This is a genomic window from Streptomyces sp. NPDC002463 (genome assembly GCF_042889835.1).
In the GTDB taxonomy this organism is placed as follows: domain Bacteria; phylum Actinomycetota; class Actinomycetes; order Streptomycetales; family Streptomycetaceae; genus Streptomyces; species Streptomyces nymphaeiformis.
The window spans coordinates 422,838-447,125 of the sequence record NZ_JBIARL010000001.1; the positions used below are offsets into that span (position 1 = coordinate 422,838).

Annotated in this window: 25 protein-coding genes; 13 read left to right on the forward strand and 12 right to left on the reverse strand. The window is 72.3% G+C overall.

Annotated elements, in window-relative coordinates; all coding sequences use genetic code 11:
• Positions 1-42: 42 nt before the first annotated feature.
• A complete protein-coding gene (locus ACFYX3_RS01885) occupies positions 43-1,395 on the forward strand; it encodes a M14 family metallopeptidase (RefSeq protein ID WP_389007141.1) in 1,353 nt (450 codons plus the stop codon).
• A 60-nt stretch (positions 1,396-1,455) separates the two neighbouring features.
• Here ACFYX3_RS01885 and ACFYX3_RS01890 read toward each other — a convergent pair whose 3' ends face one another.
• From ACFYX3_RS01890 to ACFYX3_RS01900, 3 genes are read right to left on the reverse strand one after another with little or no spacing between them, the layout of a single operon-like run.
• Complete coding sequence (locus ACFYX3_RS01890) at positions 1,456-1,866, reverse strand: RidA family protein (protein WP_389007143.1); 411 nt, start codon at positions 1,864-1,866, stop codon at positions 1,456-1,458.
• Positions 1,863-2,642, reverse strand: coding sequence for an IclR family transcriptional regulator (locus ACFYX3_RS01895; protein ID WP_389007145.1), 780 nt, complete (start codon positions 2,640-2,642; stop codon positions 1,863-1,865). Before ACFYX3_RS01895 ends, ACFYX3_RS01890 begins: the two co-directional genes overlap by 4 nt.
• The gene (locus tag ACFYX3_RS01900; RefSeq protein ID WP_389007147.1) at positions 2,639-3,982 is read right to left on the reverse strand and encodes a sugar kinase; all 1,344 of its coding nucleotides are present in this window, start codon (positions 3,980-3,982) and stop codon (positions 2,639-2,641) included. The genes ACFYX3_RS01895 and ACFYX3_RS01900 overlap by 4 nt, the downstream gene beginning before the upstream one ends.
• Positions 3,983-4,113: 131 nt before the next feature.
• On the opposite strand from ACFYX3_RS01900, the gene ACFYX3_RS01905 reads away from it, so the two are divergent.
• A complete protein-coding gene (locus ACFYX3_RS01905) occupies positions 4,114-5,379 on the forward strand; it encodes an alanine racemase (RefSeq protein WP_376591957.1) in 1,266 nt (421 codons plus the stop codon).
• Positions 5,380-5,404: 25 nt separating this feature from the next.
• Positions 5,405-6,979, forward strand: a complete 1,575-nt coding sequence (locus ACFYX3_RS01910) for an amidohydrolase family protein (protein WP_389007150.1) — start codon at positions 5,405-5,407, stop codon at positions 6,977-6,979.
• A 12-nt stretch (positions 6,980-6,991) separates the two neighbouring features.
• On the opposite strand, the gene mptB is transcribed toward ACFYX3_RS01910, so the two are convergent.
• Complete coding sequence (gene mptB / locus ACFYX3_RS01915) at positions 6,992-8,401, reverse strand: polyprenol phosphomannose-dependent alpha 1,6 mannosyltransferase MptB (protein ID WP_389007152.1); 1,410 nt, start codon at positions 8,399-8,401, stop codon at positions 6,992-6,994.
• Between the two features lie 44 nt (positions 8,402-8,445).
• The gene (locus ACFYX3_RS01920; RefSeq protein WP_389007154.1) at positions 8,446-8,904 is read right to left on the reverse strand and encodes a hypothetical protein; all 459 of its coding nucleotides are present in this window, start codon (positions 8,902-8,904) and stop codon (positions 8,446-8,448) included.
• A 162-nt stretch (positions 8,905-9,066) separates the two neighbouring features.
• Between ACFYX3_RS01920 and ACFYX3_RS01925 the strand changes: the two genes are divergently transcribed.
• Positions 9,067-10,278 carry a pyridoxal phosphate-dependent aminotransferase gene (locus ACFYX3_RS01925; RefSeq protein ID WP_382655508.1) on the forward strand — a complete coding sequence of 404 codons (1,212 nt, stop codon included), beginning with the start codon at positions 9,067-9,069 and terminating at the stop codon, positions 10,276-10,278.
• Between the two features lie 101 nt (positions 10,279-10,379).
• Positions 10,380-10,772: a hypothetical protein gene (locus ACFYX3_RS01930; RefSeq protein WP_389007157.1), complete on the forward strand. Its 393-nt coding sequence runs from the start codon at positions 10,380-10,382 to the stop codon at positions 10,770-10,772.
• A gap of 82 nt (positions 10,773-10,854) precedes the next feature.
• Here the strand turns inward: ACFYX3_RS01930 and ACFYX3_RS01935 are convergent, their stop codons facing one another.
• The gene (locus ACFYX3_RS01935) at positions 10,855-11,277 is read right to left on the reverse strand and encodes a hypothetical protein (protein ID WP_389007159.1); all 423 of its coding nucleotides are present in this window, start codon (positions 11,275-11,277) and stop codon (positions 10,855-10,857) included.
• Between the two features lie 99 nt (positions 11,278-11,376).
• Between ACFYX3_RS01935 and ACFYX3_RS01940 the strand changes: the two genes are divergently transcribed.
• Genes ACFYX3_RS01940 through ACFYX3_RS01955 form a run of 4 tightly spaced genes read left to right on the forward strand, consistent with a single transcriptional unit; the run spans position 11,377 to position 16,013 of the window.
• On the forward strand, positions 11,377-12,513 hold the full coding sequence (locus ACFYX3_RS01940) for a hypothetical protein (RefSeq protein ID WP_389007161.1): 1,137 nt from the start codon (positions 11,377-11,379) through the stop codon (positions 12,511-12,513).
• Positions 12,510-13,727 (forward strand): toxic anion resistance protein, encoded by a 1,218-nt coding sequence (locus tag ACFYX3_RS01945; RefSeq protein ID WP_389007163.1) that lies wholly within the window; start codon positions 12,510-12,512, stop codon positions 13,725-13,727. The genes ACFYX3_RS01940 and ACFYX3_RS01945 overlap by 4 nt, the downstream gene beginning before the upstream one ends.
• Positions 13,724-15,436, forward strand: coding sequence for a substrate-binding domain-containing protein (locus ACFYX3_RS01950; RefSeq protein WP_389007165.1), 1,713 nt, complete (start codon positions 13,724-13,726; stop codon positions 15,434-15,436). Before ACFYX3_RS01945 ends, ACFYX3_RS01950 begins: the two co-directional genes overlap by 4 nt.
• Entirely contained in the window at positions 15,423-16,013 is a 591-nt protein-coding gene (locus tag ACFYX3_RS01955) for a hypothetical protein (RefSeq protein WP_382655496.1), read from the forward strand. The genes ACFYX3_RS01950 and ACFYX3_RS01955 overlap by 14 nt, the downstream gene beginning before the upstream one ends.
• Positions 16,014-16,134: 121 nt before the next feature.
• On the opposite strand, the gene ACFYX3_RS01960 is transcribed toward ACFYX3_RS01955, so the two are convergent.
• Positions 16,135-17,958 (reverse strand): phosphoenolpyruvate carboxykinase (GTP), encoded by a 1,824-nt coding sequence (locus tag ACFYX3_RS01960; protein ID WP_116159118.1) that lies wholly within the window; start codon positions 17,956-17,958, stop codon positions 16,135-16,137.
• Between the two features lie 197 nt (positions 17,959-18,155).
• Between ACFYX3_RS01960 and ACFYX3_RS01965 the strand changes: the two genes are divergently transcribed.
• Together ACFYX3_RS01965 and ACFYX3_RS01970 are read left to right on the forward strand one after the other, a co-directional pair.
• A complete protein-coding gene (locus ACFYX3_RS01965; protein ID WP_389007168.1) occupies positions 18,156-18,839 on the forward strand; it encodes a hemolysin III family protein in 684 nt (227 codons plus the stop codon).
• A 31-nt stretch (positions 18,840-18,870) separates the two neighbouring features.
• Complete coding sequence (locus ACFYX3_RS01970) at positions 18,871-19,467, forward strand: TetR/AcrR family transcriptional regulator (RefSeq protein ID WP_389007170.1); 597 nt, start codon at positions 18,871-18,873, stop codon at positions 19,465-19,467.
• Here the strand turns inward: ACFYX3_RS01970 and ACFYX3_RS01975 are convergent.
• Genes ACFYX3_RS01975 through ACFYX3_RS01985 form a run of 3 tightly spaced genes read right to left on the reverse strand, consistent with a single transcriptional unit; the run spans position 19,427 to position 21,637 of the window.
• Positions 19,427-20,467, reverse strand: a complete 1,041-nt coding sequence (locus tag ACFYX3_RS01975; RefSeq protein ID WP_389007172.1) for a glycoside hydrolase family 26 protein — start codon at positions 20,465-20,467, stop codon at positions 19,427-19,429. The two genes, ACFYX3_RS01970 and ACFYX3_RS01975, sit on opposite strands and share 41 nt — an antisense overlap.
• A 1-nt stretch (position 20,468) precedes the next feature.
• Complete coding sequence (locus ACFYX3_RS01980; RefSeq protein ID WP_382655484.1) at positions 20,469-21,116, reverse strand: vitamin K epoxide reductase family protein; 648 nt, start codon at positions 21,114-21,116, stop codon at positions 20,469-20,471.
• 17 nt (positions 21,117-21,133) lie between these two features.
• Positions 21,134-21,637, reverse strand: coding sequence for a DUF5949 family protein (locus ACFYX3_RS01985; RefSeq protein ID WP_376591986.1), 504 nt, complete (start codon positions 21,635-21,637; stop codon positions 21,134-21,136).
• Positions 21,638-21,787: 150 nt separating this feature from the next.
• Between ACFYX3_RS01985 and ACFYX3_RS01990 the strand changes: the two genes are divergently transcribed.
• Both ACFYX3_RS01990 and ACFYX3_RS01995 read left to right on the forward strand, forming a co-directional pair.
• Positions 21,788-22,186 (forward strand): tyrosinase family oxidase copper chaperone, encoded by a 399-nt coding sequence (locus ACFYX3_RS01990; protein ID WP_389007175.1) that lies wholly within the window; start codon positions 21,788-21,790, stop codon positions 22,184-22,186.
• Positions 22,170-23,036 carry a tyrosinase family protein gene (locus ACFYX3_RS01995; RefSeq protein WP_389007177.1) on the forward strand — a complete coding sequence of 289 codons (867 nt, stop codon included), beginning with the start codon at positions 22,170-22,172 and terminating at the stop codon, positions 23,034-23,036. The genes ACFYX3_RS01990 and ACFYX3_RS01995 overlap by 17 nt, the downstream gene beginning before the upstream one ends.
• Positions 23,037-23,102: 66 nt before the next feature.
• Here ACFYX3_RS01995 and ACFYX3_RS02000 read toward each other — a convergent pair whose 3' ends face one another.
• Together ACFYX3_RS02000 and ACFYX3_RS02005 are read right to left on the reverse strand one after the other, a co-directional pair.
• Complete coding sequence (locus ACFYX3_RS02000; protein WP_359507095.1) at positions 23,103-23,381, reverse strand: chaplin; 279 nt, start codon at positions 23,379-23,381, stop codon at positions 23,103-23,105.
• A 289-nt stretch (positions 23,382-23,670) separates the two neighbouring features.
• Positions 23,671-24,183, reverse strand: coding sequence for a hypothetical protein (locus ACFYX3_RS02005; protein WP_389007179.1), 513 nt, complete (start codon positions 24,181-24,183; stop codon positions 23,671-23,673).
• Between the last annotated feature and the right edge of the window lie 105 nt (positions 24,184-24,288).

Genomic DNA, 24,288 nt, shown 5'->3' on the forward strand with positions numbered 1-24,288 from the left:
GACTTGGTCGCACTCCCCCACACTCCCCACCCAGGAGCCAGCATGCGACGTCCCACACGCGGCAGAAGGTCCGCAACCCTCGCGGCCCTCGTGGCGCTCGCCCTCGCGGCGCCCCTCTCCGCGCTCACCACGCCCGCCGGGGCCGACCCGGCGCCGGCCTCCGCCCGCATCGCCTCCGGGGCCGAGGAGGTGATCCGGCAGTACGAGATCGCCGGACCGTCCACCCCGGCCGCCCGCACCGCGCTGACCGCCACCGGCGTCTCGATCGACGAGGTCGACGCCCGCTCGGTCGTCGTCAGCGCCAACACCGAACAGCTCGCGCGCCTCAAGGCACTCGGCTACGAGCCGGTCGCCCTGCCGGGGCCGCCGAACCGCAGCACCGAGGCCGACAAGACGGCCGGCCCGCTCGACTTCCCCTCCGCCGACGCGAAGTACCACAACTACGCGGAGATGAACACGGAGATCGACCAGCGCCTGGCGGCCTACCCGAACATCATGCGCAAGCAGGTCATCGGAAAGACGTACCAGGGTCGGGACATCGTCGCCATCAAGGTCAGCGACAACGTCGCCACCGACGAGAACGAGCCCGAGGTCCTCTTCACCCACCACCAGCACGCCCGCGAGCACCTCACCGTCGAGATGGCGCTCTACCTGCTGCGCGAGTTCGGCGCGGGCTACGGCACGGACTCCCGGATCACGAACATGGTGAACAACCGCGAGATCTGGATCGTCCCGGACCTCAACCCGGACGGCGGCGAGTACGACATCGCGAGCGGCTCGTACCGCAGCTGGCGCAAGAACCGCCAGCCGAACTCCGGCTCCTCGTACATCGGCACGGACCTGAACCGGAACTGGGACTTCAAGTGGGGCTGCTGCGGCGGCTCCTCCGGCACGAAGAGCTCCGAGACCTACCGGGGCGCGGCCCCCGAGTCCGCCCCCGAGGTGAAGGTCGTCGCCGACTTCGTCCGCTCCCGGGTGGTCGGCGGCAAGCAGCAGATCACGGCGGCCATCGACTTCCACACGTACAGCGAGCTGGTCCTCTGGCCCTTCGGCTGGACCACGGCCAACACCACCACCGGCATGACCCAGGACGACCGCGACGCCTTCGCGACGATCGGCCAGTCGATGGCGGCGAGCAACGGCTACACGCCCGAGCAGTCCAGCGACCTGTACATCACGGACGGCTCGATCGACGACTACCTGTGGGGCACGCAGAAGATCTTCGCGTACACCTTCGAGATGTACCCGTCGAACGGCGGCGGCGGCTTCTACCCGCCCGACGAGGTCATCGAACGCGAGACGAGCCGCAACCGCGACGCCGTCCTCCAGCTCCTGGAGAACGCGGACTGCATGTACCGCTCGATCGGCAAGCAGGCGCAGTACTGCGCGGCCTGACGGCCCGTACGTGAGGAGGTGCCCCGGCGGCCCATCGCCGGGGCACCTCCGCGTCCCGTCTCAGCCGAGAACGGCGAGCGCGTCGATCTCGATGAGCAGACCGGCCGGGAGGCCGACGTAGACCGTGGTGCGGGCGGCGGCGGGGGCCTTGAGGCCCTCCTCCTGGAAGTACTGGTTGTAGATCGCGTTCATCTCGGCGAAGTGGTCCACGTCCGTGAGGTAGACGCGCATCATCATCACGTCGTCCCAGCTCGCGCCGCCCTCCTCCAGGATCGCCTTGACGTTGGCGAAGGTCTGCAGGGTCTGCTCGCGCAGGGTCGGACCCGCGACCGTCGGGGCCTGGCCCTCGACGGCGGGCAGGAAGCCGACCTGGCCGGCGACCTGCAGGATGTTGCCCTTCCGCACGCCGTGCGAGAACTTCGCGGGCGGGGTGGTGTGGGTGGCGGGGGTGATCGCGGTCTTCTCGCTCATGCGCTGTCCTTCACGTCCTTCGTGTCGCTCACGGCGGGGCTGCCGGAGTACTCGCGGCTGATGGCTTCCGCGGTGCTGCGCACCTGCGGGAGGAGGGTGAGGAGTTCCTCGGCGGTGACCACCACGTTCGGCGCCGAGACCGACATCGCGGCGACGACCCGCCCGTCGGCGCCCCGGATGGGCGCGCCGACGCAGTTGATGGACTCCTCGTGGCCGCCGAGGTCGGTGGCCCACCCCTGCTCGCGCACGGTCGCCAGCTCCTTGAGGAAGGCGGCGGCGTTCGGCGTCGAACGGGGCGTGTACGGGGGGTAGTCGAGCCTCGCGGCGACGGCACGGCGCTCCGGCTCGGGCAGGTCGGCGAGGAGCAGCTTCGCGACGGCGGCGACGGTGATCGCGACGGGCTTGCCGATGCGGGAGTACATGCGGACCGGGTAGCGGCTCTCCACCTTGTCGATGTAGACCACCTCGCCCTCCTCGTACACCGCGAGGTGGATCGTGTGCCCGATCCGCTCGTTGAGCGCGGCGAGGTACGGGTGGGCGATGTCGCGGACGTCGAGGTTCTCCACGGCCTCCTGCGCGAGCGCGAACAGGCGTGCGCCGAGGCGGTAGCGCTGGTCCTGTTGCCGGTGGACCAGACCGTGCTCGTGGAGCGTGCGCAACAGCCGCAGCGCCGTGGACTTGTGCACACCGAGCCGCTCGGCGACCTGCCCGAGATCGGCGGGCCCCTGGGCGAGCAGCGGCAGGATGCTGAGCGCCCGGTCGACGGTCTGGCTCATGGCGTACGTACCTCCTGGTCGTCCCCCGTCCAGCCGGGGCCGAGGTGAAGTGTGCCCCAGGCGACGTCGTCGAGCGCGACGAGGCGGTCGGCGAGGTCACGGCGGGGCGGCGCGGCGAAGTCCCCGGGCACGGTGAGCACGGCGGCGGCGGCGAGATGCCCGTGCCGCAGCCGGTCTTTCATGCCGAGGCCGCGGAGGGTGGCGGAGAGGAACCCGGCGGCGAAGGCGTCCCCGGCGCCGACGGGGGAGAGGACGGTGACGTGGGGGGCGGGAGCGGGGGTGAGGGCGTCGCGTCCGCGGGGCGGGGGGTCGGCGGGGGTGCCGGGTGCGGGCGCGGCGGGTACGGGTTCGGGGCCGCTGCGCGGGGCCGTTCCCCACCCCGCCGCTTCCCGAACCGGGGGCAAGCCCCCGGACCCCCGTACGGCCTTCGGCCGTGCCCTCAGACGCCGGGCAGGCCGAGTTTCCGCCCGGCGGGCGGAAACTTCAGCCCCGCCGACTTTCGAGGCGCGGGGTCCGGGGCGGAGCCCCGGTTCGGGAAGTGGGGGTCCCCCCACGCCGCCAGGCGTAGGGGGAGGGGTGGGGAAAGAAGCCGCGCAGCGCTCGAACCCCACCGCCCCCTCCCCACCCCCCTTCACGACCACGACCGCCGGCTCCGCCAGCACCTCCCGAATCGCGGCCGGGTCGGCGACGCCCCACAGCGCCGCCGCCTCGTCCGCCCCCACGAACACGATGTCCGCCCGCCGCGCCAGCGACAGCAGCACCTCGGCCGCACCGCCCTCGCGCCACAGCCCCGGCCGGTGGTTCACGTCGAACGAGACCAGCGGCCGCCCCGGACGCGGCGCGGTGAGCTCCCGCACGAGGGCGAGGCAGGACGCGGACAGCGCGGCCGTGATGCCCGTGAGGTGGAGGATCCGCGCGTCGGCGACGGACTCGTACGACACGGTCGCGGGCGACATCGCCGAGGCCGCGGACCCGGCCCGGTAGTAGACGACCTCGTGGGCGGACGTCGCCCGGTCCGAGTCGGTGCGGAAGTAGACCCCGGTCGGCCGGTCCGGGTCGCGCCCGACCGTGCCGACGTCGACCCCGTACGACGCGATCGTGTCGACGAGGTGGTCGCCGAAGCCGTCGCGGCCGACGCGGCCGACCCAGCGGACGCGGTGTCCGACGGCGGCGAGCGCGCACGCGACGTTGGACTCGGCGCCGCCGATCGCGCGGGTGAAGGAGGGGACGTCGGCGAGGCGGCCCGGCCGGGAGGGCAGGAAGGTCACCATGGACTCGCCGAGACAGACGACGTCACAGACGGCATCGCCGACGACGTCCGCCCGCCCGCCTCCGCTCACTCTCGACTCCCCACGACTCGTAGTGGCTCATACGGGTCCATTGACCCGGCCTCGGCCCGGATGTTAGACAGCCTTGAGCACTGTGCGCAATGAGCGTTGCACATCCCGCAACGCCCCGATGAGGAGGCCTCATGCCCGACCTGGCGAACGAGCGCGTCGACCACCGCTTCAAGGCCCTGCCCCCGGACGCCGAGGGCCTGACCGTCGGCGAGCTCTCCGCCCAGCGGCGCAACCTCTTCACCGGCGGCTTCACCACCCCGGTCCTCGCCCTCTCCGCCGAGTCCGTCGAGCACAACCTGCGCCTCCTGGAGACCTACGCCGAGCGCCACGGCCTCGCCTTCGCCCCGCACGGCAAGACCTCCATGGCCCCGCAGCTCTTCGAGCGGCAGCTGGAGCACGGTGCCTGGGGCATCACCGCCGCCGTCCCCCACCAGGCCCGCGTCTACCGCGCCCACGGCATCTCCCGGATCTTCCTGGGCAACGAGCTCGTGGACGCCGTCGCCCTGCGCTGGCTCGCCGCCGAGCTCGACGCCGACCCCGACTTCCGCTTCATCTGCTACGTCGACTCGGTGCGCGGCGTCGAGCTGATGGACGAGGCCCTCGGCGCGGCCGGTGCGGTCCGCCCCGTGGACGTGGTCGTCGAGCTGGCCGCCGGCGCGAAGGGACGTACCGGCGTACGGACGGAGGCGGAGTGCGTGGCCGTCGCCGACGCGGTCGCGGCCACCGCCACCCTGCGCCTCGTCGGCGTCGCCGGCTACGAGGGCACGATGCCCGGCGCCGACGCCGACTCGGTGCGCGTGTGGCTAGAGCGGCTCGTGGGGCTCGCGGCCGACTTCGACAAGGCGGGCCGCTTCGACCCGGCCATCGGCGAGATCGTGGTGAGCGCGGGCGGCAGCGAGTGGTTCGACACGGTCGCCGACGTCTTCGCGGAGATCCCCGGCCTCTCCCTCCCCGTCCTGAAGCTGCTGCGTTCCGGCGCGTACGTCTCGCACGACGACGGCCAGTACCGCGACCGCACCCCCTTCAACCGGATCCCCGAGGAGGGCGCCCTCCAGCCCGCGTTCCGGCTGTGGTCGCAGGTCGTCTCCCGGCCCACCGACGAGCAGGCCTTCACCAACGCGGGCAAGCGGGACGCCGCCCACGACCTGCACCTCCCCGAGGCGCAGGTCGTCCGGGACGCCCGCACGGGTGAGATCCGCCCCGCGGCGGGCATCACCGTGACGGGCCTCTCCGACCAGCACACCTGGCTGGCCACCGCACCGGACACGGACCTGGAGGTCGGCGACTGGGTGGGCATGGGCCTGTCCCACCCGTGCACGATCTTCGACAAGTGGCAGCTGATCCCCGTCGTCGAGGCGGACGGCACGGTGGTCGACCACATCCGCACCTTCTTCTAGTCGGCAAAGGGCAAAGGACAGGGGCATGGATCTCGTCTTCCGCGACGCGGACGTCGTCGACGGCAGCGGCGGCGACTCCTACCGGGCCGACGTCGGGATCGAGGGCGGCCGGATCGTCTCGATCGTCAAGGAGGCCGCGGCGGCCGGCTGCCAGCGCCCCACCGCCCGCCGCGTCCTGGACGCGGAGGGCCTCGTCCTCTCCCCCGGCTTCATCGACATGCACGCCCACAGCGACCTCGCGCTGCTCCGCGACCCGGACCACAGCGCGAAGGCCGCACAGGGCGTGACCCTCGAAGTCCTGGGCCAGGACGGACTGTCGTACGCCCCCGTCGACGACCGCACGCTCGCCGAGGTCCGCCGGGCGATCACCGGCTGGAACGGCGACGGCTCCGACCTCGACCTCGACTGGCGCACGGTCGGCGAGTACCTGGACCGCCTGGACCGGGGCATCGCGGTGAACGCCGCGTACCTCGTCCCCCAGGGCACGGTCCGGATGTACGCGATGGGCTGGGAGGACCGGCCGGCGACGGAGCACGAGCTGAACCGCATGCGGCAGCTGGTCGCCGAAGGCCTGGAACAGGGCGCGGTCGGCATGTCGTCCGGCCTCACCTACACGCCCGGGATGTACGCGCCGGACGCCGAGCTCACCGAGCTGTGCCGGGTGGTGGCGGAGTACGGCGGCTACTACTGCCCGCACCACCGCTCGTACGGCGCGGGGGCGCTCCGCGCGTACCAGGAGATGGTGACGCTCACCCGGGAGGCGGGCTGCGCCCTCCACCTGGCGCACGCCACGATGAACTTCGACGTGAACGAGGGCAGGGCCCCGGAGCTCCTCTCCCTCCTCGACGAGGCCCTCGCCGCGGGCGCCGACATCACCCTCGACACGTACCCGTACACCCCGGGCAGCACGACCCTGCTCGCGCTGCTCCCGAGCTGGGCGGGCGAAGGCGGCCCGGACGCGACGCTGGACCGCCTCCGCGACCCCGCCACGGCGGAGCGGATCAGGCACCACCTGGAGGACCTCGGCTCGGACGGCTGCCACGGGGTGCCGGTCGACTGGAGGACGATCGAGATCGCGGGCGTCACGAACCCGGCCCTGACGGGTCAGGTGGGCAGCCGCGTACCCGACTGGCCCGCAGCCCGCCGCCTCCTCCTGGAGGACCGCCTGGGCACGACGATCCTCCAGCACGTGGGCCACGAGGAGAACGTCCGCACGATCATGCGCCACCGGGTGCACACGGGCGGCTCGGACGGCATCCTCCACGGCCTCAAGCCGCACCCGCGCGCGTACGGCACGTTCCCGGAGTACCTGGGCCGGTACGTACGCGACCTCGGCGTCCTCACCCTGGAGGAGTGCGTCGCCCACCTCACCTCCCGCCCGGCAGCCCGCCTCCGCCTCCCGGACCGCGGCCTGGTGAAGGAGGGCTACGCGGCGGACCTGGTCCTCTTCGACCCGAAGACGGTCGCGTCAGGCGCGACGTACGAGAACCCCCGCAGCCTCCCGGTGGGCATCCCCCACGTCCTGATCGACGGCAGGTTCGTCATGGAGGACGGCAGGAGGACGGACGTGTTGGCGGGAAGATCGATCCGCCGCGCCTGAGAGGTCCCGTCCCTACCGCCCCGCGCCCACCGGAGCGGCATCCTTCACCGGGTCGCTCCCCCACTGCTCCCGCCGCGCCCACAGGAGACCGAGCCCCAGCACCGCGCCCGCCAGCACGAACCCGTACCAAGGCGTGTGGCCCGAGGGCTGGGTCTCGTACGCCAGTGCCGCCGACAGCACCGCCAGCACCTGCCCCACCCGACTCCGCCAGGCCACCGCCGCGACGACGACCGTCCCCCACAGCAGGTACCACGGCTGAACCATCGGCGACAGCACCACAAGCGCCACCAGCGACAGTCCAAGCCCGAGCACGGGATCGATCCGCCCCCGGTACGCCCGCCACGCAAGGCCCGCGACGGCCACCAGCGCCACGACGAGACCCAGCTTCTGGAACACGCCCCTGACCGGGTCCGGCTCGCCGGTGAGGAGCACCCCGAGACCGAGCCCGAGGTCACTCGTCAAGGACAGCGGCGTGTGGATGGCACCGGCCACGCCCTGCGTCCGCAGCCAGCCGAAGCCCGTCCCGGCCAGGACCGACGCCCCCGCCGCCACCGCCCCCGCGACGGCCCCCGGCAGAACCAGCCCCTTCAGCAGCCCCCGCACGCCGCCCCCGCGCGCGATCATCACCCCGATGAACAGCAGCGCCACCGCCGCCGGGGACTTCACCATCATCGCGAGGCCCACGAGGACGGAGCCGAGCACCCACCGACCACGCGTGGCGAGGAGGACGCCGCCGAGCATGAGGCCGATCATCAGCCCGTCGTTGTGCATGCCGCCGACGACGTGGACGAGGAGCAGCGGGTTGAGCGCGGCCAGCCACAGACCTCCCTCGCCGCCGCCGAGGCCGCGGACCGCCCACACGATCAGGGCGAGCGCGGCGAGGGCGACGAGCCGCAGGCCGAGGACGGAGGGCACGATCGCCCCGCCGGTCGCCTTCACGACCGCCGCGGCGAGGAGCAGGAAGGCGGGCCCGTACGGCGCGGGCGTGTCGGTCCAGTTCCCCCCGACGCTCGCCGCCGCCTCGGCCCCGGGGTCGCCGGGTCCTAGGACCGAGGGCCCGGCCCCGTACACGTCGTGGCCCGACAGGACCATCCCGCCCTGGGCGATGTAGCTGTAGACGTCGGCGCTGTGCAGCGGCGGCGCGAGGAGCAGCGGCGCGGTCCAGCAGGCGAGGGTCGTGAGGACCCCGTCGCGCAGGCCGCGGGCGAGGAGGACGCCGTAACGCCACCAGGCGGCGACGAGCAGGGTCAGACCGAGGTACGCGAGGACCGCGCCGGCGACGGTGAGCGCGGAGCCGCGCGGCTGCCACAGCGGCCCGCCGCCGAGGACCGGCAGGGTGCCGGCCGCGTACCCGCCGACGGCGACGGCGAGCGACCCGCCCGCACCCAGCCACCGGCATCCGGAGGCACTGAAAACCCACATGACGGGCCAACCTATCCCGACCCCGGAACCTCCCCCGCCCCGAGCTACCTCGGGCGCCGGCCCGAGCCCCGTCCCTTCCCCGGCTTCACCGGCTGGGCGTCGTCCGAAGCGGTGGCGGACGGCCGGGCCGTCGTCGTGGCGTCCGGGGCGGTGGTCGCGGCCCCGGACGGAGCAGTCGTCGCCGTGGTCTTCACGGTGGGCGCGGTCGTGCCCGTGCGGCCGGGCACGGACGTGGCGCCGCCGCCCGGGGAACCGGAGGTCCCCGACGGGTCGGCGGACGGGTCGGACTGGATCAGCGCGGGCGGCCCGTCCGCCCCGTCGTCGACGGGGGACCGGGTGCCGCCGCTCTTGCCGAGGCCGCCGGCGAGCAGCGCGCCCGCGAGCCCGAGGACGGTGACGCCGCCTCCTGCGAGCAGCCAGACCGCGCCGCGGCCCCGGCGTGCGGAGGCATGGCGGCGGCGGGCGCGCCGGGGTCCGGCGGCTCCGGGATCGTGGTGGCTCATGGCCCGGATTGTAGGGAGCCCGGCACCGCGGATGCGATCCGGGTCACAGCCGCCGCGCAGCCCACCCCGCGGACCGCCGCGCAACCCCACCCGCCCGCCCCGACTGTCCGACGTGTCCCAAAACACTCCGCGTCCCGGCCGCCCCCGCCGTAAGCTCTCGTCATGCAGGTGATCCAGTCCACGAAGCTCGCCAACGTCTGTTACGAAATCCGGGGTCCGGTGCTCGAAGAGGCGATGCGGCTTGAGGCTGCGGGTCATCGCATCCTCAAGCTGAACACGGGCAATCCGGCCGCCTTCGGCTTCGAGTGTCCGCCCGCCATCCTCGAGGACGTGCTCCGCAACCTCTCCGAGGCGCACGGCTACGGCGACGCGAAGGGGCTGCTCTCGGCCCGCCGCGCGATCATGAGCCACTACGAGACCAAGGGCATCCCGCTCTCCGTCGAGGACATCTACCTCGGCAACGGCGTCTCCGAGCTGATCCAGATGGCGATGCAGGCGCTCCTCGACGACGGCGACGAGGTCCTCGTCCCGGCCCCGGACTATCCGCTGTGGACCGCCTCGGTCTCGCTCGCGGGCGGTACGGCCGTGCACTACCGCTGCGACGAGCAGGCGGACTGGATGCCGGACCTCGCGGACATCGAGCGGAAGATCACCGACCGCACCAAGGCGATCGTGATCATCAACCCGAACAACCCGACGGGCGCCGTCTACGACGACGAGATGCTCCGCTCGCTGACGGAGATCGCCCGGCGGCACAACCTGGTCGTCTGCTCGGACGAGATCTACGACAAGATCCTCTACGACGGCACCACGCACACCCCGACCGCCGCGATCGCCCCCGACCTGCTCTGCCTCACCTTCAACGGGATGAGCAAGAACTACCGGGTGGCCGGTTTCCGCTCGGGCTGGCTCGCGGTCTGCGGCCCGAAGCACCACGCGTCCTCGTACATCGAGGGCCTCACGATCCTCGCCAACATGCGCCTCTGCGCGAACATGCCGGCGCAGCACGCGGTGGCCGCCGCGCTCCAGGGCCGGCAGTCGATCGAGGACCTGGTGCTGCCGGGCGGGCGGCTCCTGGAGCAGCGGGACACGGCGTACGAGCTGCTCACGCAGATCCCGGGCGTGACGTGCGTGAAGCCGAAGGGCGCGCTGTACCTCTTCCCGCGTCTCGACCCGAACGTCTACAAGATCAAGGACGACCGGCAGATGGTCCTGGACCTGCTGCGGGCCGAGAAGATCATGGTCGTGCACGGGACGGGCTTCAACTGGCACGAGCCCGACCACTTCCGGATCGTCACGCTGCCGACGGCCGCGGACCTGGCGGACGCGGTGACGCGGATCGGGCGGTTCCTGGACGGCTACAGCCAGCCCTGAGCCGGGGCCGGTCCGACCCGGTTCCAGAGTCCGGACATCGCTCAACTTTAGATCGAATCTAAGCTAGGATGGCCTTCAGAGCACCTCAGGAGGCCATCCCCATGTACGAACCGATCCGCGCGAAGTCGGTCCACCGGATGGCCGACGACGCCCAGGACACGTACCCGCACCGCTCCCGCGAGGAGGAGCTGGACATCCAGCTCGCCGGACACCTCGCCGCCCTGCTCGCCGTCACCGACGAGCTGGGCGACACGGAGGCGGGCGAGCTCATCGCCCGGCAGGTGGCGCGGCTGCGTGGCGCTCCGCCCGCGCGGCACGCCGGACTGAGCCGCGCGTCCGCGCAGGACCTGCACCGCAGGGCGCACGCCCTCGCGGGCCGCGCACTGGTCGTCGCCGCCTCCCGGGCCGACACGGCCGCCGCGATCCTCGCCGCCGGGCGCATGGACGCGCACACCGCGGCGCTGGCCGGGGAAACCCTGGTCGCCGCCCCCTGACGGCCCCGGTCCGCGTGGCACGAACCACGCGGACCGGGCGCCACCCAACCGGCACACCCGACAGGACACCGCCCGGAACGCCTCACGGGCCGGCGGTCGCCACCGGTTCCGTCGACCGGAACTCGGCGTCGTGGACGACGCACTGCGGCACGCCCCCCGCGTACGCCCTCGCACCCACGGCCTTCGTCCGGCCGGTCGCCCCGATCGCGAGACCCTCGACGGTACCGACCCCCCGGTCGACGGCCTTCTCCCGCTCGTCCTGGAACTCCACCGTCACCGTGTAGGTGCCCTCGCGGGCCGCCCGGCTGGTGACCGACAGTTCGGCCACCGGCCGCCCCGTGGCCGGGTCGAGGGCGCACCGCGCCACCGTCACGTCGTCGGACGGGAACCGCATGTCCTCGTGGTTCTTCCCCGAGGCATGGATGTACGCGGCGATTCCACCGACCGGCACCAGCACGACCAGCGCCCCCATCACCACCAGCAACACGACCGTCCAACGCGGCATCCCGCCACCCCCTCCGTGCAGGGGGCCACGGTACCCCCCGCTCCGGTTCGGTACCGGGATCGCTCCTTCACCCCCCGTACACCCAACTCCCCCTGGAACGTGGGTTTCCGCGAGCACGCTGCCCGCGTGAGACGCATCCTGGGAATCGTCCTGGCCGTCCTGCTCCTCGGCGGCGTGGCCGCCGTCCTCGTGACGGGCGGCGACAAGGACACAGGCACGGCAACGAAGACCGTGCGAGGAGTCATCGGATCGGAGAAGGCCGAGTTCTTCGCCGATCCGCAGGTCGTGAAGGCCCTGGCCGCCGAGGGCTTCACCGTGACCACCGAGACCTCCGGGTCCTGGGACATGGAGGAACTGCCGCTCGAAGGCTACGACTTCGCCTTCCCGTCCTCCAAGGGCCCGGCCGACGAACTGCGCGCGAAGGCGCAGCAGAAGACGAAGGACAAGGCGGCCAGCGCCCCGCTGCGGCCGTTCTACTCGCCGCTCGTCGTCGTCGCGCACAGCGCCGCCGCGCAGGTCCTCGCCGCCAACGGCCTGGCGGCCCTCGGCCCGCGCGGCACGAGCGGCACCCTGAAGATGGACGCCTACCTCGCGGCGGCCCGCGCCGACCGGACCTGGCAGCAGCTCAAGGGCTCAGCCGGACACGCCGAGCTGAGCGGCACCCTCTTCATCACCTCCACCGACCCGGTCGCCTCCAGCTCCGGCGCCCTCTACCTCGCCGCCGCCAGCTACGTCGCCGACGGCGGGCGGGTCGCGGGCGACAAGGCCGCCGTCGACCGCACGGCCCCGCTCATGCACAAGCTCGTCCAGGTGCAGGGCGCCCAGCAGTCGAGTTCGGACGCGCCCTTCCGGGACTTCGTCAGCGGCGTCGGCAACCCGCTCGTCCTCGTGTACGAGTCGCAGGTCGCCTCGCAGCTGCTCGCCGGACGGCCGATGGGCGACCTGGTCGTCCTCTACCCGGACACCACGGTCAACAGCGACCACACCCTCGTACCGCTCACCGAGAACGGCCGCAGGCTCGGGGAACTCCTCTCCACCGACCCCGAGCTGCGCAAGCTCGCGGTCCGCCACGGCTTCCGCCCGCAGGGCGCGGCGAGCGAGTTCACCGCCGCGACCGACGGCCACTCCGCATACCTCAACCAGACGCTGACCGGAGTCCGCCAGGCGCCCGTGCCCACCAGCAAGGTGCTGCACGAGATGGCGCTGCGGGCCCGCGACCAGGGGGACACCGCATGACCACGCCCGCCGATCCGAGAAGAACGATGGCCCTGACCCCGCCCGAGCAGGACGCCCCGCTCGTCCTCACCCCGCCCGAGCCCGTGCCGGTCGTCCGCGCCGAGCAGGCCTCCGGCCTGGTGCCGCTGGACGAGTCGGTCCGTACGGAGATGTCCCGCCGGGCCGACGAGTACGTCGGCTCGCTGTCCGGACTCGACCCGCGCTCCCCCGAGTTCGCCGGCCGCATCGGCGAGATCGCGGCGCTCGGCGCGGGCGAGATCCGCTCCGCCGCGAACCAGTCGAACCGCATGCTGGACCGCACGATCCGCTCCCTCGGCGAGGGCGCGGGCGGCGGCGACACGCAGACCCGCGTCGGCTCCTCCCTCGTCGAACTCCGCCGCACCGTCGAGGACCTGGACCCCCGGGACACCCCCGGCAAGGGCTTCAAGGGACTGCTCTCGAAGCTGCCCGGCGGCAACAGGTTCCGCGATCACGTCGCCAAGTACGCCTCCTCGCAGGCCACGTTGAACCGGATCGTCGATTCGCTGCGCGGCGGCCAGGACGAACTACGCCGCGACAACGCCGCGTTGCAGACCGAGCGGGCCCGGCTGTGGGAGACCATGGGCAAGCTCCAGGAGTACGCGGTGCTCACCGACGCGCTCGACGCGGCCGTGGAGGAGCGCATCGCGCAGACCCCCGACCCGGCCCAGGCGGACGCGCTCCGCGCCGACGTCCTCTTCCCGGTCCGGCAGAAGCACCAGGACCTGCTGACCCAGCTCGCCGTCTGCGCCCAGGGATACCTGGCGATGGACGTCGTCCGCCGGAACAACGACGAGCTGATCAAGGGCGTCGACCGGGCCGCGACGACGACCCTGCAGGCGCTGCGGATCGCGGTGATGCTCGCCTCGGCGCTCCAGAACCAGCGGAAGGTCACCGAGCAGGTGACCGCGCTGGGCCGGACGACCGAGGAGATCGTCCGGCGCAACGCCGAGGCGATCGAGCAGCAGGCCGGCGAGATCCAGCGGATCGCGGCGGACCCGGCGGTGGGCGCGGAGACACTGCGCACCGCCTTCCAGCAGATCTACCGGACGCTCGACGCCATCGACACGTACAAGGCGCAGGCGACGGAGTCGATGGCGGCGACGATCGAGTCCCTGACGGCCGAACTCCAGGAGGCGAGCGCCCACTTGGACCGCAGCCGCCGCAACGGCGCCCTGGAGGGTGGCCTCTCGTGAACCACGCCACCCCGAGACCCGCCCGACGCGTCGCCGCGCGACTGCGCCGCACGGCGGCCGGCACCGTCGCCCGCCTCGCGGGCAGCCGCAGCAGTGCCCGCGCCACGACGGCCCCGCGCGGCACGACCGCCGCCCGCGCCGGCACCGCCCTCCTCGCGCTCGCGCTCCTCGCCACCGCCTGCTCCGGCGGAGACGGCGGTGGAAGCGGCGGCGGCCCCGACCAGCAGGGCACGGAGTACAAGACCGGCACCCTCCGGGTCCTCGCCTCCTCCGAGCTGGCCGACATGGGCCCCGTCCTCGACGAGGCCGCCAAGGCGACCGGAGTCACCGTCCGCCCCACCTACGCCGGCACCCTGGACGCCGTCGAGCGCATCGCGTCCGGCGAGGCGGACAAGGGCTTCGACGCCGTCTGGCTCTCCTCGAACGACTACCTCCGGCTCCGTCCCGACACGGCGAAGAAGATCACCAACGAGACGCCGATCATGACCTCTCCGGTGGCGCTCGGCGTGCGGCCCGCCACGGTCGCCCGGCTCGGCTGGGACCCGGCGAAGGTGACCTGGTCGCAGCTGCACCGGGCGGTCGCCGACGGCAGGCTGACGTACGGCATGACGGACCCGAAGCGCTCCAACTCCGGTTTCTCCGCGCTCGTGTCGGTCGCCTCCGGGCTCTCCGGCGCCCAGTCCGCGCTGACCGGGGCGGACGTGCGCAAGGCCGCCCCGAAGCTCAAGGAGTTCTTCACGGGCCAGAAGCTGACCTCGGGCTCCTCGGGCTGGCTCGCCACCGCGTACACCCGCCGCACCGACGTCGACGCGCTCGTGAACTACGAGTCCGTGCTGCTGTCCGCGCCCGAGAAGCTGACCGTGATCCGGCCGTCCGACGGTGTCGTGACCGCCGACTACCCGCTCACCCTGCTGACCTCCGCCCGCCCGGAGGCGAAGGAGGCGGCGGCCCGGCTCACCACGTACCTGCGCACCCCGGGCGCCCAGCGGCGGATCACCGAGACGACCCTGCGCCGCCCGGTCGTCGCCGGGGTCCGCCCGGCCTCCGCGCTCGCCCGTGACCCGCGCCGCGAGCTGCCGTTCCCGGGCAGCCGGGCGGTCGCCGACGGCCTGCTCGACGCGTACGACAACACCCTGCGCCGGCCCTCCCGCACGGTCTACGTGCTCGACACCTCGGGCTCCATGGGCGGCGAACGGCTCGACCGGCTGAAGTCCGCGCTCGCCGAGCTGACCTCCGACTTCCGGGACCGGGAGGAGGTGACCCTGATGCCCTTCGGCTCCTCGGTGAAGCAGGGCGAGGTCCGTACGCGCACGGTCGACCCGGCCTCCCCGAAGGCCGCGCTCGACGCGATCCGGGACGACGCCGGGAAGCTCTCGGCCTCGGGCGGCACGGCGATCTACTCCAGCCTCCAGGAGGCGTACCGCTTCCTCGGAAAGGCCCCGAACGGCAAGGCGCCGTCCGACACCTTCACCTCGGTCGTCCTGATGACGGACGGGGAGAACACCGACGGCAATCCGGCGTCCGCCTTCGACACCTTCTACCGCTCCCTCCCGGCCGCGCAGCAGCGCACGCCGGTCTTCCCGGTCCTCTTCGGGGACTCCGACCGGGGCGAGCTCGACCACATCGCGGGCCTGACCGGCGGAAAGCTCTTCGACGCCACCCAGGGTTCGCTCGACGGCGCGTTCGAGGAGATCCGTGGGTACCAGTAGCCGCCTGTTCGGGTACCTCGAGTCCCGGAAGAACATCACCGGCAGCGTCTGCGGTCTGGCCGGTGTGGGGATCACCCTCACCGGCGCCGCGGGCGGGCTGTGGCCGCTGGTGATCGGGGGGCTGTACGCGGCGGGGGCGCTGATCGCCCCGCCCGAGCGGCCCGACACCCCGAGCTTCCCGTCCGCGGACGAGCAACTCGACGCCCTGCGGGCCGATTTCGCGACCCTGCGCGCGTACCTGACCGAGGTGGAGCTGCCGCCGTCCGCCCGCGAGCGGCTCACCGCGCTCGACACCCTGATCGAGGCCCTGCTCGAACCGGGCTGGGTGAGCGACCCGGAGCACCTGCACGTCCTGGCCCGCGCGGTGCGGCAGGACGTCCCGGAGGCGGTCGACACCTTCGTACGGACACGGTGGTGGTCGCGGTTCACGCCGGGAGGCGAGCCGCCGGAGGCCCACCTCGAACGGCAGCTGACCGCGCTCCACGAGGAGGCGACGGCCATCGCCGCCGCGCTCAGGGACGCGGAGGCGATCCGCCAGGAGATCCACACGCGGTACGTGGAGGAACGCGGCACCTAGACATGCGCCGGCCCCCGGAGCCTGAGGGGGCTCCGGGGGCCGGTTGCGTCGTGATGAGCCGTCGTGACCCCACTGGTCAGGGCGGTAGTTCGGGGCAACCCACCACGAGTTCGGGGGGGGACTAGCCGAGGCGCTCCACGAGCGCGTTGTACTGGTCCCACAGCTCCTTCGGCGTGTGGTCGCCGAAGGTGTTCAGGTGGTCGGGGACGAGGGCGGCCTCTTCGCGCCACACGTCACGGTCGACCTTGAGGAGGAACTCGAGGTCCTCGGCCGGCAGGTCCAGGCCCTCGGTGTCCAGGGACTCGGCGGTCGGCAGGATGCCGATCGGGGTCTCGACGCCCTCGGCCTTGCCGTCGAGGCGCTCGACGATCCACTTCAGGACGCGGCTGTTCTCGCCGAAGCCGGGCCAGACGAACTTGCCGGCGTCGTTCTTGCGGAACCAGTTCACGTAGTAGATCTTCGGGAGCTTCGCGGCGTCCGCGTTGGCGCCGACCTTGACCCAGTGCGCCATGTAGTCGCCCATGTTGTAGCCGCAGAACGGCAGCATGGCGAAGGGGTCGCGGCGCAGCTCGCCGACCTTGCCCTCGGCGGCGGCGGTCTTCTCGGAGGCGACGTTCGCACCGAGGAAGACGCCGTGGTTCCAGTCGAAGGACTCGGTGACCAGCGGGACGGCGGAGGCGCGGCGGCCGCCGAAGAGGATCGCCGAGATCGGCACGCCCTTCGGGTCCTCCCACTCCGGCGCGATGATCGGGCACTGCCCGGCCGGGACGGTGAAGCGGGCGTTCGGGTGGGCGGCCGGGGTCTCGGACTCCGGCGTCCAGTCGTTGCCCTTCCAGTCGATGAGGTGCTTGGGCGCCTCTTCGGTCATGCCCTCCCACCACACGTCGCCGTCGTCGGTGAGCGCGACGTTCGTGAAGACGGAGTTGCCCCACATGGTCTTCATGGCGTTGGCGTTGGTGTGCTCGCCGGTGCCGGGCGCGACGCCGAAGAAGCCGGCCTCGGGGTTGATCGCGTAGAGGCGGCCGTCCTCGCCGAAGCGCATCCAGGCGATGTCGTCGCCGATGGTCTCCACGGTCCAGCCGGGGATGGTCGGCTCCAGCATGGCGAGGTTGGTCTTGCCGCAGGCCGACGGGAAGGCGGCGGCGACGTACTTGGCCTCGCCCTGCGGCGGGGTGAGCTTCAGGATGAGCATGTGCTCGGCGAGCCAGCCCTCGTCACGCGCCATGACGGAGGCGATGCGGAGCGCGTAGCACTTCTTGCCGAGCAGGGCGTTGCCGCCGTAGCCCGAGCCGTACGACCAGATCTCGCGGGTCTCGGGGAAGTGCGAGATGTACTTGGTGGTGTTGCAGGGCCACGGCACGTCGGCCTCGCCCTCGGCGAGCGGCGCGCCGAGGGTGTGGACGGCCTTGACGAAGAAGCCGTCGGTGCCGAGCTCGTCGAGGACGGCCTGTCCCATGCGGGTCATGGTGCGCATGGAGACGGCGACGTACGCGGAGTCGGTGATCTCGACGCCGATGGCGGAGAGTTCCGAGCCGACCGGGCCCATGCAGAAGGGCACGACGTACATGGTGCGGCCCTTCATGGAGCCGCGGAAGATGCCCTTCTCGCCCGCGAAGATGTCCTTCATCTCCGCCGGGGCCTTCCAGTGGTTGGTCGGGCCCGCGTCCTCCTCCTTCTCGGAGCAGATGAAGGTCCGGTCCTCGACGCGCGCGACGTCGGACGGGTCGGAGGCGGCGTAGTAGGAGTTCGGGCGCTTGACCGGGTCGAGCTTCTTGAAGGTCCCCTTGGCGACGAGCTCCTCGCAGAGGCGCTCGTACTCGGCCTCGGACCCGTCGCACCAGACGATGCTGTCGGGCTGGGTGATCTCGGCGATCTCGTTCACCCAGGAGACGAGCTCCTGGTGCTGGGTGGGGACGTCGGTGGGAGCCGCGTTGTCGCGCGCCACGATTGCTCCTTGTTGAGGGGTTTTTTAGATGTCTGCCCCGTGGGGGCCGCGACCCGGATGCTTCGTAGCTGCTCATCCGGTGCCGACCGCACTCATTTGATCATCCGATGGATACGCCCATATGTCCAGGGGGGTGCACACGTGAGCATCGCCACTCATATCCGGTACCTACGGGGGCGTAGCTAGGATTCCGTCCCATGACTGCAGCCACGCCGGAAGTGACCACCGAGCGCACCGTGCCGCTCCCGACGAAGCCCCGGCTCAGGGGATGGCTGCACGCGGGCATGTTCCCCGCCGTGATCGTCGCGGGCCTCACCCTCGTCGCCCTCTCCGACTCGCCCCGCGCCCGCATCGCCTGCGGGATCTACGTGCTCACCGCCTGCCTGCTCTTCGGCATCAGCGCGCTCTACCACCGCGGCAACTGGGGCCCGCGCGCCGAGGCCGTGCTCCGGCGCCTCGACCACGCCAACATCTTCCTGATCATCGCGGGCACCTACACCCCGCTCACCCTGCTGCTGCTCCCCGACTCCACGGCGAAGCCGCTCATGTGGGCGGTGTGGGCCGCGGCCGCCGCCGGCATCGCCTTCCGCGTCTTCTGGGTCGGCGCCCCTCGCTGGCTGTACACGCCCTGCTACATCGCGATGGGCTGGGCCGCCGTCTTCTTCCTGCCCGACTTCATGCGCGCGGGCGGCATCGCGGTCCTCGTCCTCGTCGTCGTCGGCGGACTGCTCTACAGCGCGGGCGGCGTCATCTACGGCATCAAGCGCCCGAACCCCTCGCCGCGCTGGTTCGGCTTCCACGAGGTCTTCCACTCGCTGACCCTCGCGGCCTTCATCGTCCACTACGTCGGCATCTCGCTGGTGGCCTACCAGCACGCCTGACCGGCCCGTCCGACCTGGGACAATGGGCTCCATGAGCCTGCGCGAACGCAAGAAGGCGAAGACCCGCGCGGCGATCCGGCAGGCCACCTACCGGCTCGCCGCCGAGCAGGGCTGGGACGCCGCCACCACCGAGCGCATCGCCGCGGCCGCCGAGGTCTCCCCCTCCACGGTCGTGCGCTACTTCCCGGTCCGGGAGGACATCCTCCTCACCGCCGAGAACGACGAGGAGCTCGAAGCCCGGCTGCGCGCCCGCCCCGCCGCCGAGGAACCGCTCGACTCGCTCCGGGCGGTCGTCCTCGAAGCCGTTCGCGCCTCCCTCGACGAGGAGCCCGAGGACACCCTGCTGCGGGCCCGGCTCATGGCGGAGATCCCCGCCGTCCGCGCCCGGCTCACCGAGACCACCGCGGAGACCGGCCGCCGCCTGGCCCGCGCGATCGCCGACCGCACCGGCCGGGACGCGGACGACCTGGAGGTACGGATCTTCACGGCGTCGGCCCTCGGCGCCCTGCGCGAGGCGGTCCTGTACTGGGCCGAACGCAACCGCACCGACGACCTCGTCGCCCTCCTGGACGCCACCGTCGACACTCTCAAGACCGGCCTGACGCCCCGGGTCCCAGCGCACCCCTGACGATCCGCGCCGACTCCGGATTGGCGTCGCACTGCCACACCCCGTGCGGGCAGTAGTCGGTGACGGTCTGGTACACGGGCCGGTACGCCGCGAACCAGTCCAGCATCCCCCGCACGTACGCCGGGTTGTCCCCGTTCCTGAAGAGCCCCCACTCCGGGTACGAGACGGGCTTGCCGTGCGCCGCCGCGAACCGCACGTGGTGCGCGAGCCCGTACTCCTCGTACACCTGCTCCTCGAAGGAGAGCCCGGCGGGCTGGTCGTAGGCGTCCATCCCGATGATGTCGACGACGTCGTCCCCCGGGTAGCAGTGCGGCCACGGGATGGCGTCGAGCCCGCGGCTCGGGGTGAAGTCGAAGCGGAACCGCTGCCCCGGCACCCCGCGCAGTACCCCCACCACCCGCCGCCAGTACGCCTTCCAGGCCGTCGGGTCCGGCCGGCAGCGATGGCTGTACGTGGTGCCGTTCATCTCCCAGCCGAGCACGAGGACCGCGTCGCCGAGCCCCTGCGCCACCAGCCGCTCCCCCAGCGTCCGGAAGTGCCCGTCGAACGCGCCGTCCGCGCCCCGCCGCAGCCCGGCCCGCACCTCGGTGTCCGGCAGCCCGGCCTCGTTGCGGTCGAGCAGCGGCACGTTGAGGACGAAGAGCCGCCCCGGTCTTTCGGCCTTCCAGCGCGCCCAGGGCCCGAACAGCGCCGGATGCCCCTCGATGTTGGACCAGCGGTCGCCCGGCAGATAGGTGTGGCCGACGGTCAGCGAGTCCCCGCCGAGCCAGGCCTGCACCTGCGCGATCCGCCGCACCCCGGCCTCGTCGGAGCCGGTGAAGAACCCCGACGGGACGCCCGGCAGCGGCTGTTGCTCGGGCGCGGGCTCCGTCCCGTCGTGGCGGCCGCCGGGCGGGATCCGGTCGGTCACGAGGAGGAGTACGGCAACGGCCGCGAGCAGCACGGTCAGTGCGGCCCGCGGCCAGGTCGACCAGGGGAGCCGGGCGGGGGGTCGGCTCACGTCAGCTGGTCCAGAAGTCCCACCAGCGGGTCAGGATCAGCATCCCGATGATCCCGATGTGCAGGACGGGCAGGGCGAAGGCGAACTCGCCGAGGAAGGTCCGCAGCGCCGCCGGGGCGGGCAGCACGCGCTCCCGGACGTTGTGCGCGGTGACGTACCAGAACATGGTGATGGTGGCGGTCCAGGCCAGGCAGCACCACAGGCAGAGCGAGTTGATCTCGTACAGCGACTGGTACATCAGCCAGGTGCAGAAGCCGACCCCGAACAGCATCCCGGCGTTGAGGCCGAGCCAGAACCAGCCCCGGTAACGGGCCCCGGCGAGGAGCCCGGCACCGACGGCGACGACGACGGCGTACGTGACGAGCCCGAGCATCGGGTTCGGGAAGCCGAACACCGACGCCTGTGCGCTCTTCATGATGTTGCCGCAGGACACGACCGGGTTCAGGCTGCATCCGGGCTGGAAGCCGGGGTCCTCCAGGAGCAGGAACTTGTCGATCGTGATGACCCAGCCGGCGAGCACGCCCGCCGCGCCGGTGACGAGCAGCAGCCAGGCCAGGGCCCGGCTCGCACCGATCGGCCCGCCGGTCTCCTGCGCGGTCTCGTCCTGCCGCTGACCCGGCACCCCGTCCCGTACGTTCACCGTCGCCATGACGCGGCTCCTCCCGCTCAGCCCTGGATGCGGCGGACCGGCAGCAGGACGTGGGCGCAGTCGGCGAGCGTCTCCTCGTCCGAGACGAAGGCCCGCAGCATGGCCTCGTCGACGGGCTGTCCGGGCACGCCTTCGGACCAGGGCCGTACGGAGCAGAGGAAGTAGACCTTGCCCTGCTCGCGGGCGGCCGCCTGCCACTCGTCCGGCACCGGGCACTGCACCTTCAGGAAGGGCAGCGTGAGCACGGCGGAGCCGCCCTCGACGAGCAGCGTGGCGTTGATCCCGGCGTCCTTCTCCAGGTCGAAGAGCCGGTCGCCGACCGAGAGCTTCATCGACTCCAGGGCCGCGCGCATCGCCTGCTGCCCGGCCTCCGGACCGTCCCGGCCGTCACCGAGCGAATAGGCCATCAGGAACGGCGTTCCCGCCGAATCGGCGGAGGGCTCGCTGGCCCACGGAATCACCGTGAGAGTTCCCAGCGGAGAGGCGCTGCGCGCCGAGGAGACGACGTTGGAAGTGGTCATGCAACCGGATGCTAATGCGCCGACCACCCTTTCCCCGCGCCGTTTTCACCCGAACGGCCGATATTCACGCCGCTGCCATTTCCGCCGCAACGAACGCGGGTTTTCATCGTTGTGCCCTGAGGGCATAAGCCGACCACCAGGAGATCACTGATGATCGTCCCGCGCCGCGTCGCACTGCGGTCCCTGTTCGCCCTTGCCGTCACCGCCTTCACGGGCGGGGCGCTCGGCCGTATCGCGACCCGACCGGAGTCGGGGGGCAGCCGCGATCCGCACGCCTTCGACGAGATGTACCGGGGTCGTCGCCTCCTGGGCTTCTCCGGCCCCGGGGGCGAGCCGACGGCCCTCGTCGACGGCCGGCCTCTGCACCTGATGCGCTGCGCCGACGGCGGCTACGTCACCCCGATCGACCACTACGAGTCCTGCCCGACGCCCCTGGCGGCGACCCGCGCGGCCGTGGACGAGCTGGGCACCGCCCGGCTCTCCCCCCTCGCGGCCGCCCACGGCGTCACCGACCCGACGGGAGGGAGCCCGCGTGGTGTACACGCGTAAGAACCAGCGCGATCTGACCGCTGCCGAGCGCCGCAAGTTCGTCGCCGCCGTCCTGGAGCTCAAGCGGACCGGAGCGTACGACCGCTTCGTCCGCACCCACATCGACCACTACACGGCCGACGGGGAGGGCCGGCTGCGGATCGCCCACATGACGCCGAGCTTCCTGCCCTGGCACCGGAAGTTCCTCCTCGAGTTCGAGACGGCGCTGCGCCGGATCGACCCGACGGTCTCCGTCCCCTACTGGGACTGGACCCGGGACAACTCCCCGGCCTCCTCGATCTGGCGCGAGGACTTCATGGGCGGCAACGGACGCCGGGCCGACCTCCAGGTGATGACGGGCCCCTTCGCGCACTCCGCCGGGCACTGGACGATCACCCAGTCGATGACCGACAGCAAGTACCTGACCAGGGACTTCGGCCGCCCCCGCGACCCGATCACCCTCCCCACGGCCACCCAGCTCGACGAGGTGATGCGCGAGCGGGTGTACGACGCGGCGCCCTGGAACTCGACGAGCGCCACCGGCTTCCGCAACGCACTGGAGGGCTGGGCGCCGGGCCGGGGCAACGAGCGGTTCCGCATCCACAACCGGGTGCACCGCTGGGTCGGCGGCCTGATGCTCGGCGGCGGCTCCGTGAACGACCCGGTCTTCTGGCTGCACCACTCCTTCGTCGACCTGGTCTGGTCGCGCTGGCAGCAGCGGAACCCCGGGGCCGCCTATCTGCCGGCGGAGCCGCCGCCGCTCGGCGACGCGCAGCACCGCAAGGTCGCCGCCCGGCACGAGCCGATGGCGCCCTGGGGCGTGACCCCGGCGTCGATGTTCGACCACAGCCGGATCTACCGGTACGTCTGAGCCCCTGCACACGGATGTCCCCCCGACCGCCGGGCCGGGGGGACATCCGTGTGAAGCGGGGGGGGATCAGCCGCCGTAGCCGCCGTCACCGTGGCCGTGGCCGCCGTCGGCGTTGATGCAGGTGTTGCCGAACGCCGGGTTCAGCAGACCGATCACGTTGACGGTGTTGCCGCAGAGGTTCACCGGGACGTGGACCGGGACCTGCACGACGTTGCCGGAGGCGACACCGGGCGAGTGGGCGGCGACGGCCTCGGCGCCGGCGTCGGCGACGGCCAGGCCGGCTCCGCTGAGGGCAACGGCACCCGTGCCGGCGAGAACAGCGGCAGCCTTCGCGATGCGAGACATCAAGAACTCCTTGGACTGGAAAGCGACCGCAGGAATCACGGCCGTCACTTCCGTTCAACGCCGGCCCCCGGAAGGGGTCACGGCCATTGGGCCGAAAGGGAAGAAGGAAAACCGAAAAAATGGCCCGTGGACCGAATGCCGTCCGCCGCCGGATACGACGGGACGCCTTCGGCCCACGGGCCGCGGCCATGCGACAAGCCTTCTCTTGCAACGACCGAAAACCCTTGGGGTGGCGGGGAAGAATCGTGTCTTCACCCACCTGGCGACCGGTCGAACAGAAGCACGGTCGTCAGTGCGCGTCCGGGGCCAGACCCAACTGCGGGTCGAGGGCCCCGCTGAGCACCGGGGTGAGCAGGCCGACCTGGGGCTTCGCCAGGTCGGGAATCCCGGCGAGTCCGTTGCCGCGCGGGGCCTCCACCGGGGTGCCGACGACGGCGCCGGGGGTGGCCGCCTTCATCTCCGAGTGCGGGTTGCTGAGCAGCGCGCGACCGGGCTCGCTGCCCTTGAGGAGCTCGGGCAGCGGCGCGTCGACGATGGTCTCCGGCACGGTGCCGGTGAGCGGGACGCTGGGCAGCGCGACGTCCGGGAGCGAGCCGAGGCCCTTCTGGAAGCCGGTGGGCGCCCCGGGCATCGGGACGGGGACGCCGGTCGCCACGGTCGGCGCGTCCATCGGCAGCACCGGGTCGAGGCCCTGGAGCGGGACGATCACCGGCGCCTCGATGGCGGCGGCGGGAGAGGCCAGGGCGGCGGAGGCGAGCGCGGTCATGAGGAGGCCCATGCCCGCGTGAGAACGCAGAGTCATACGAGGAGAACGAGCCCCTTGGCCGAAACGTCGCGGGACTAACCCATTAGCAGCAACGCGCAGGGCCCTCACCGGTGAAGGCGAGGGCCCGGGTTGACGCGTTGC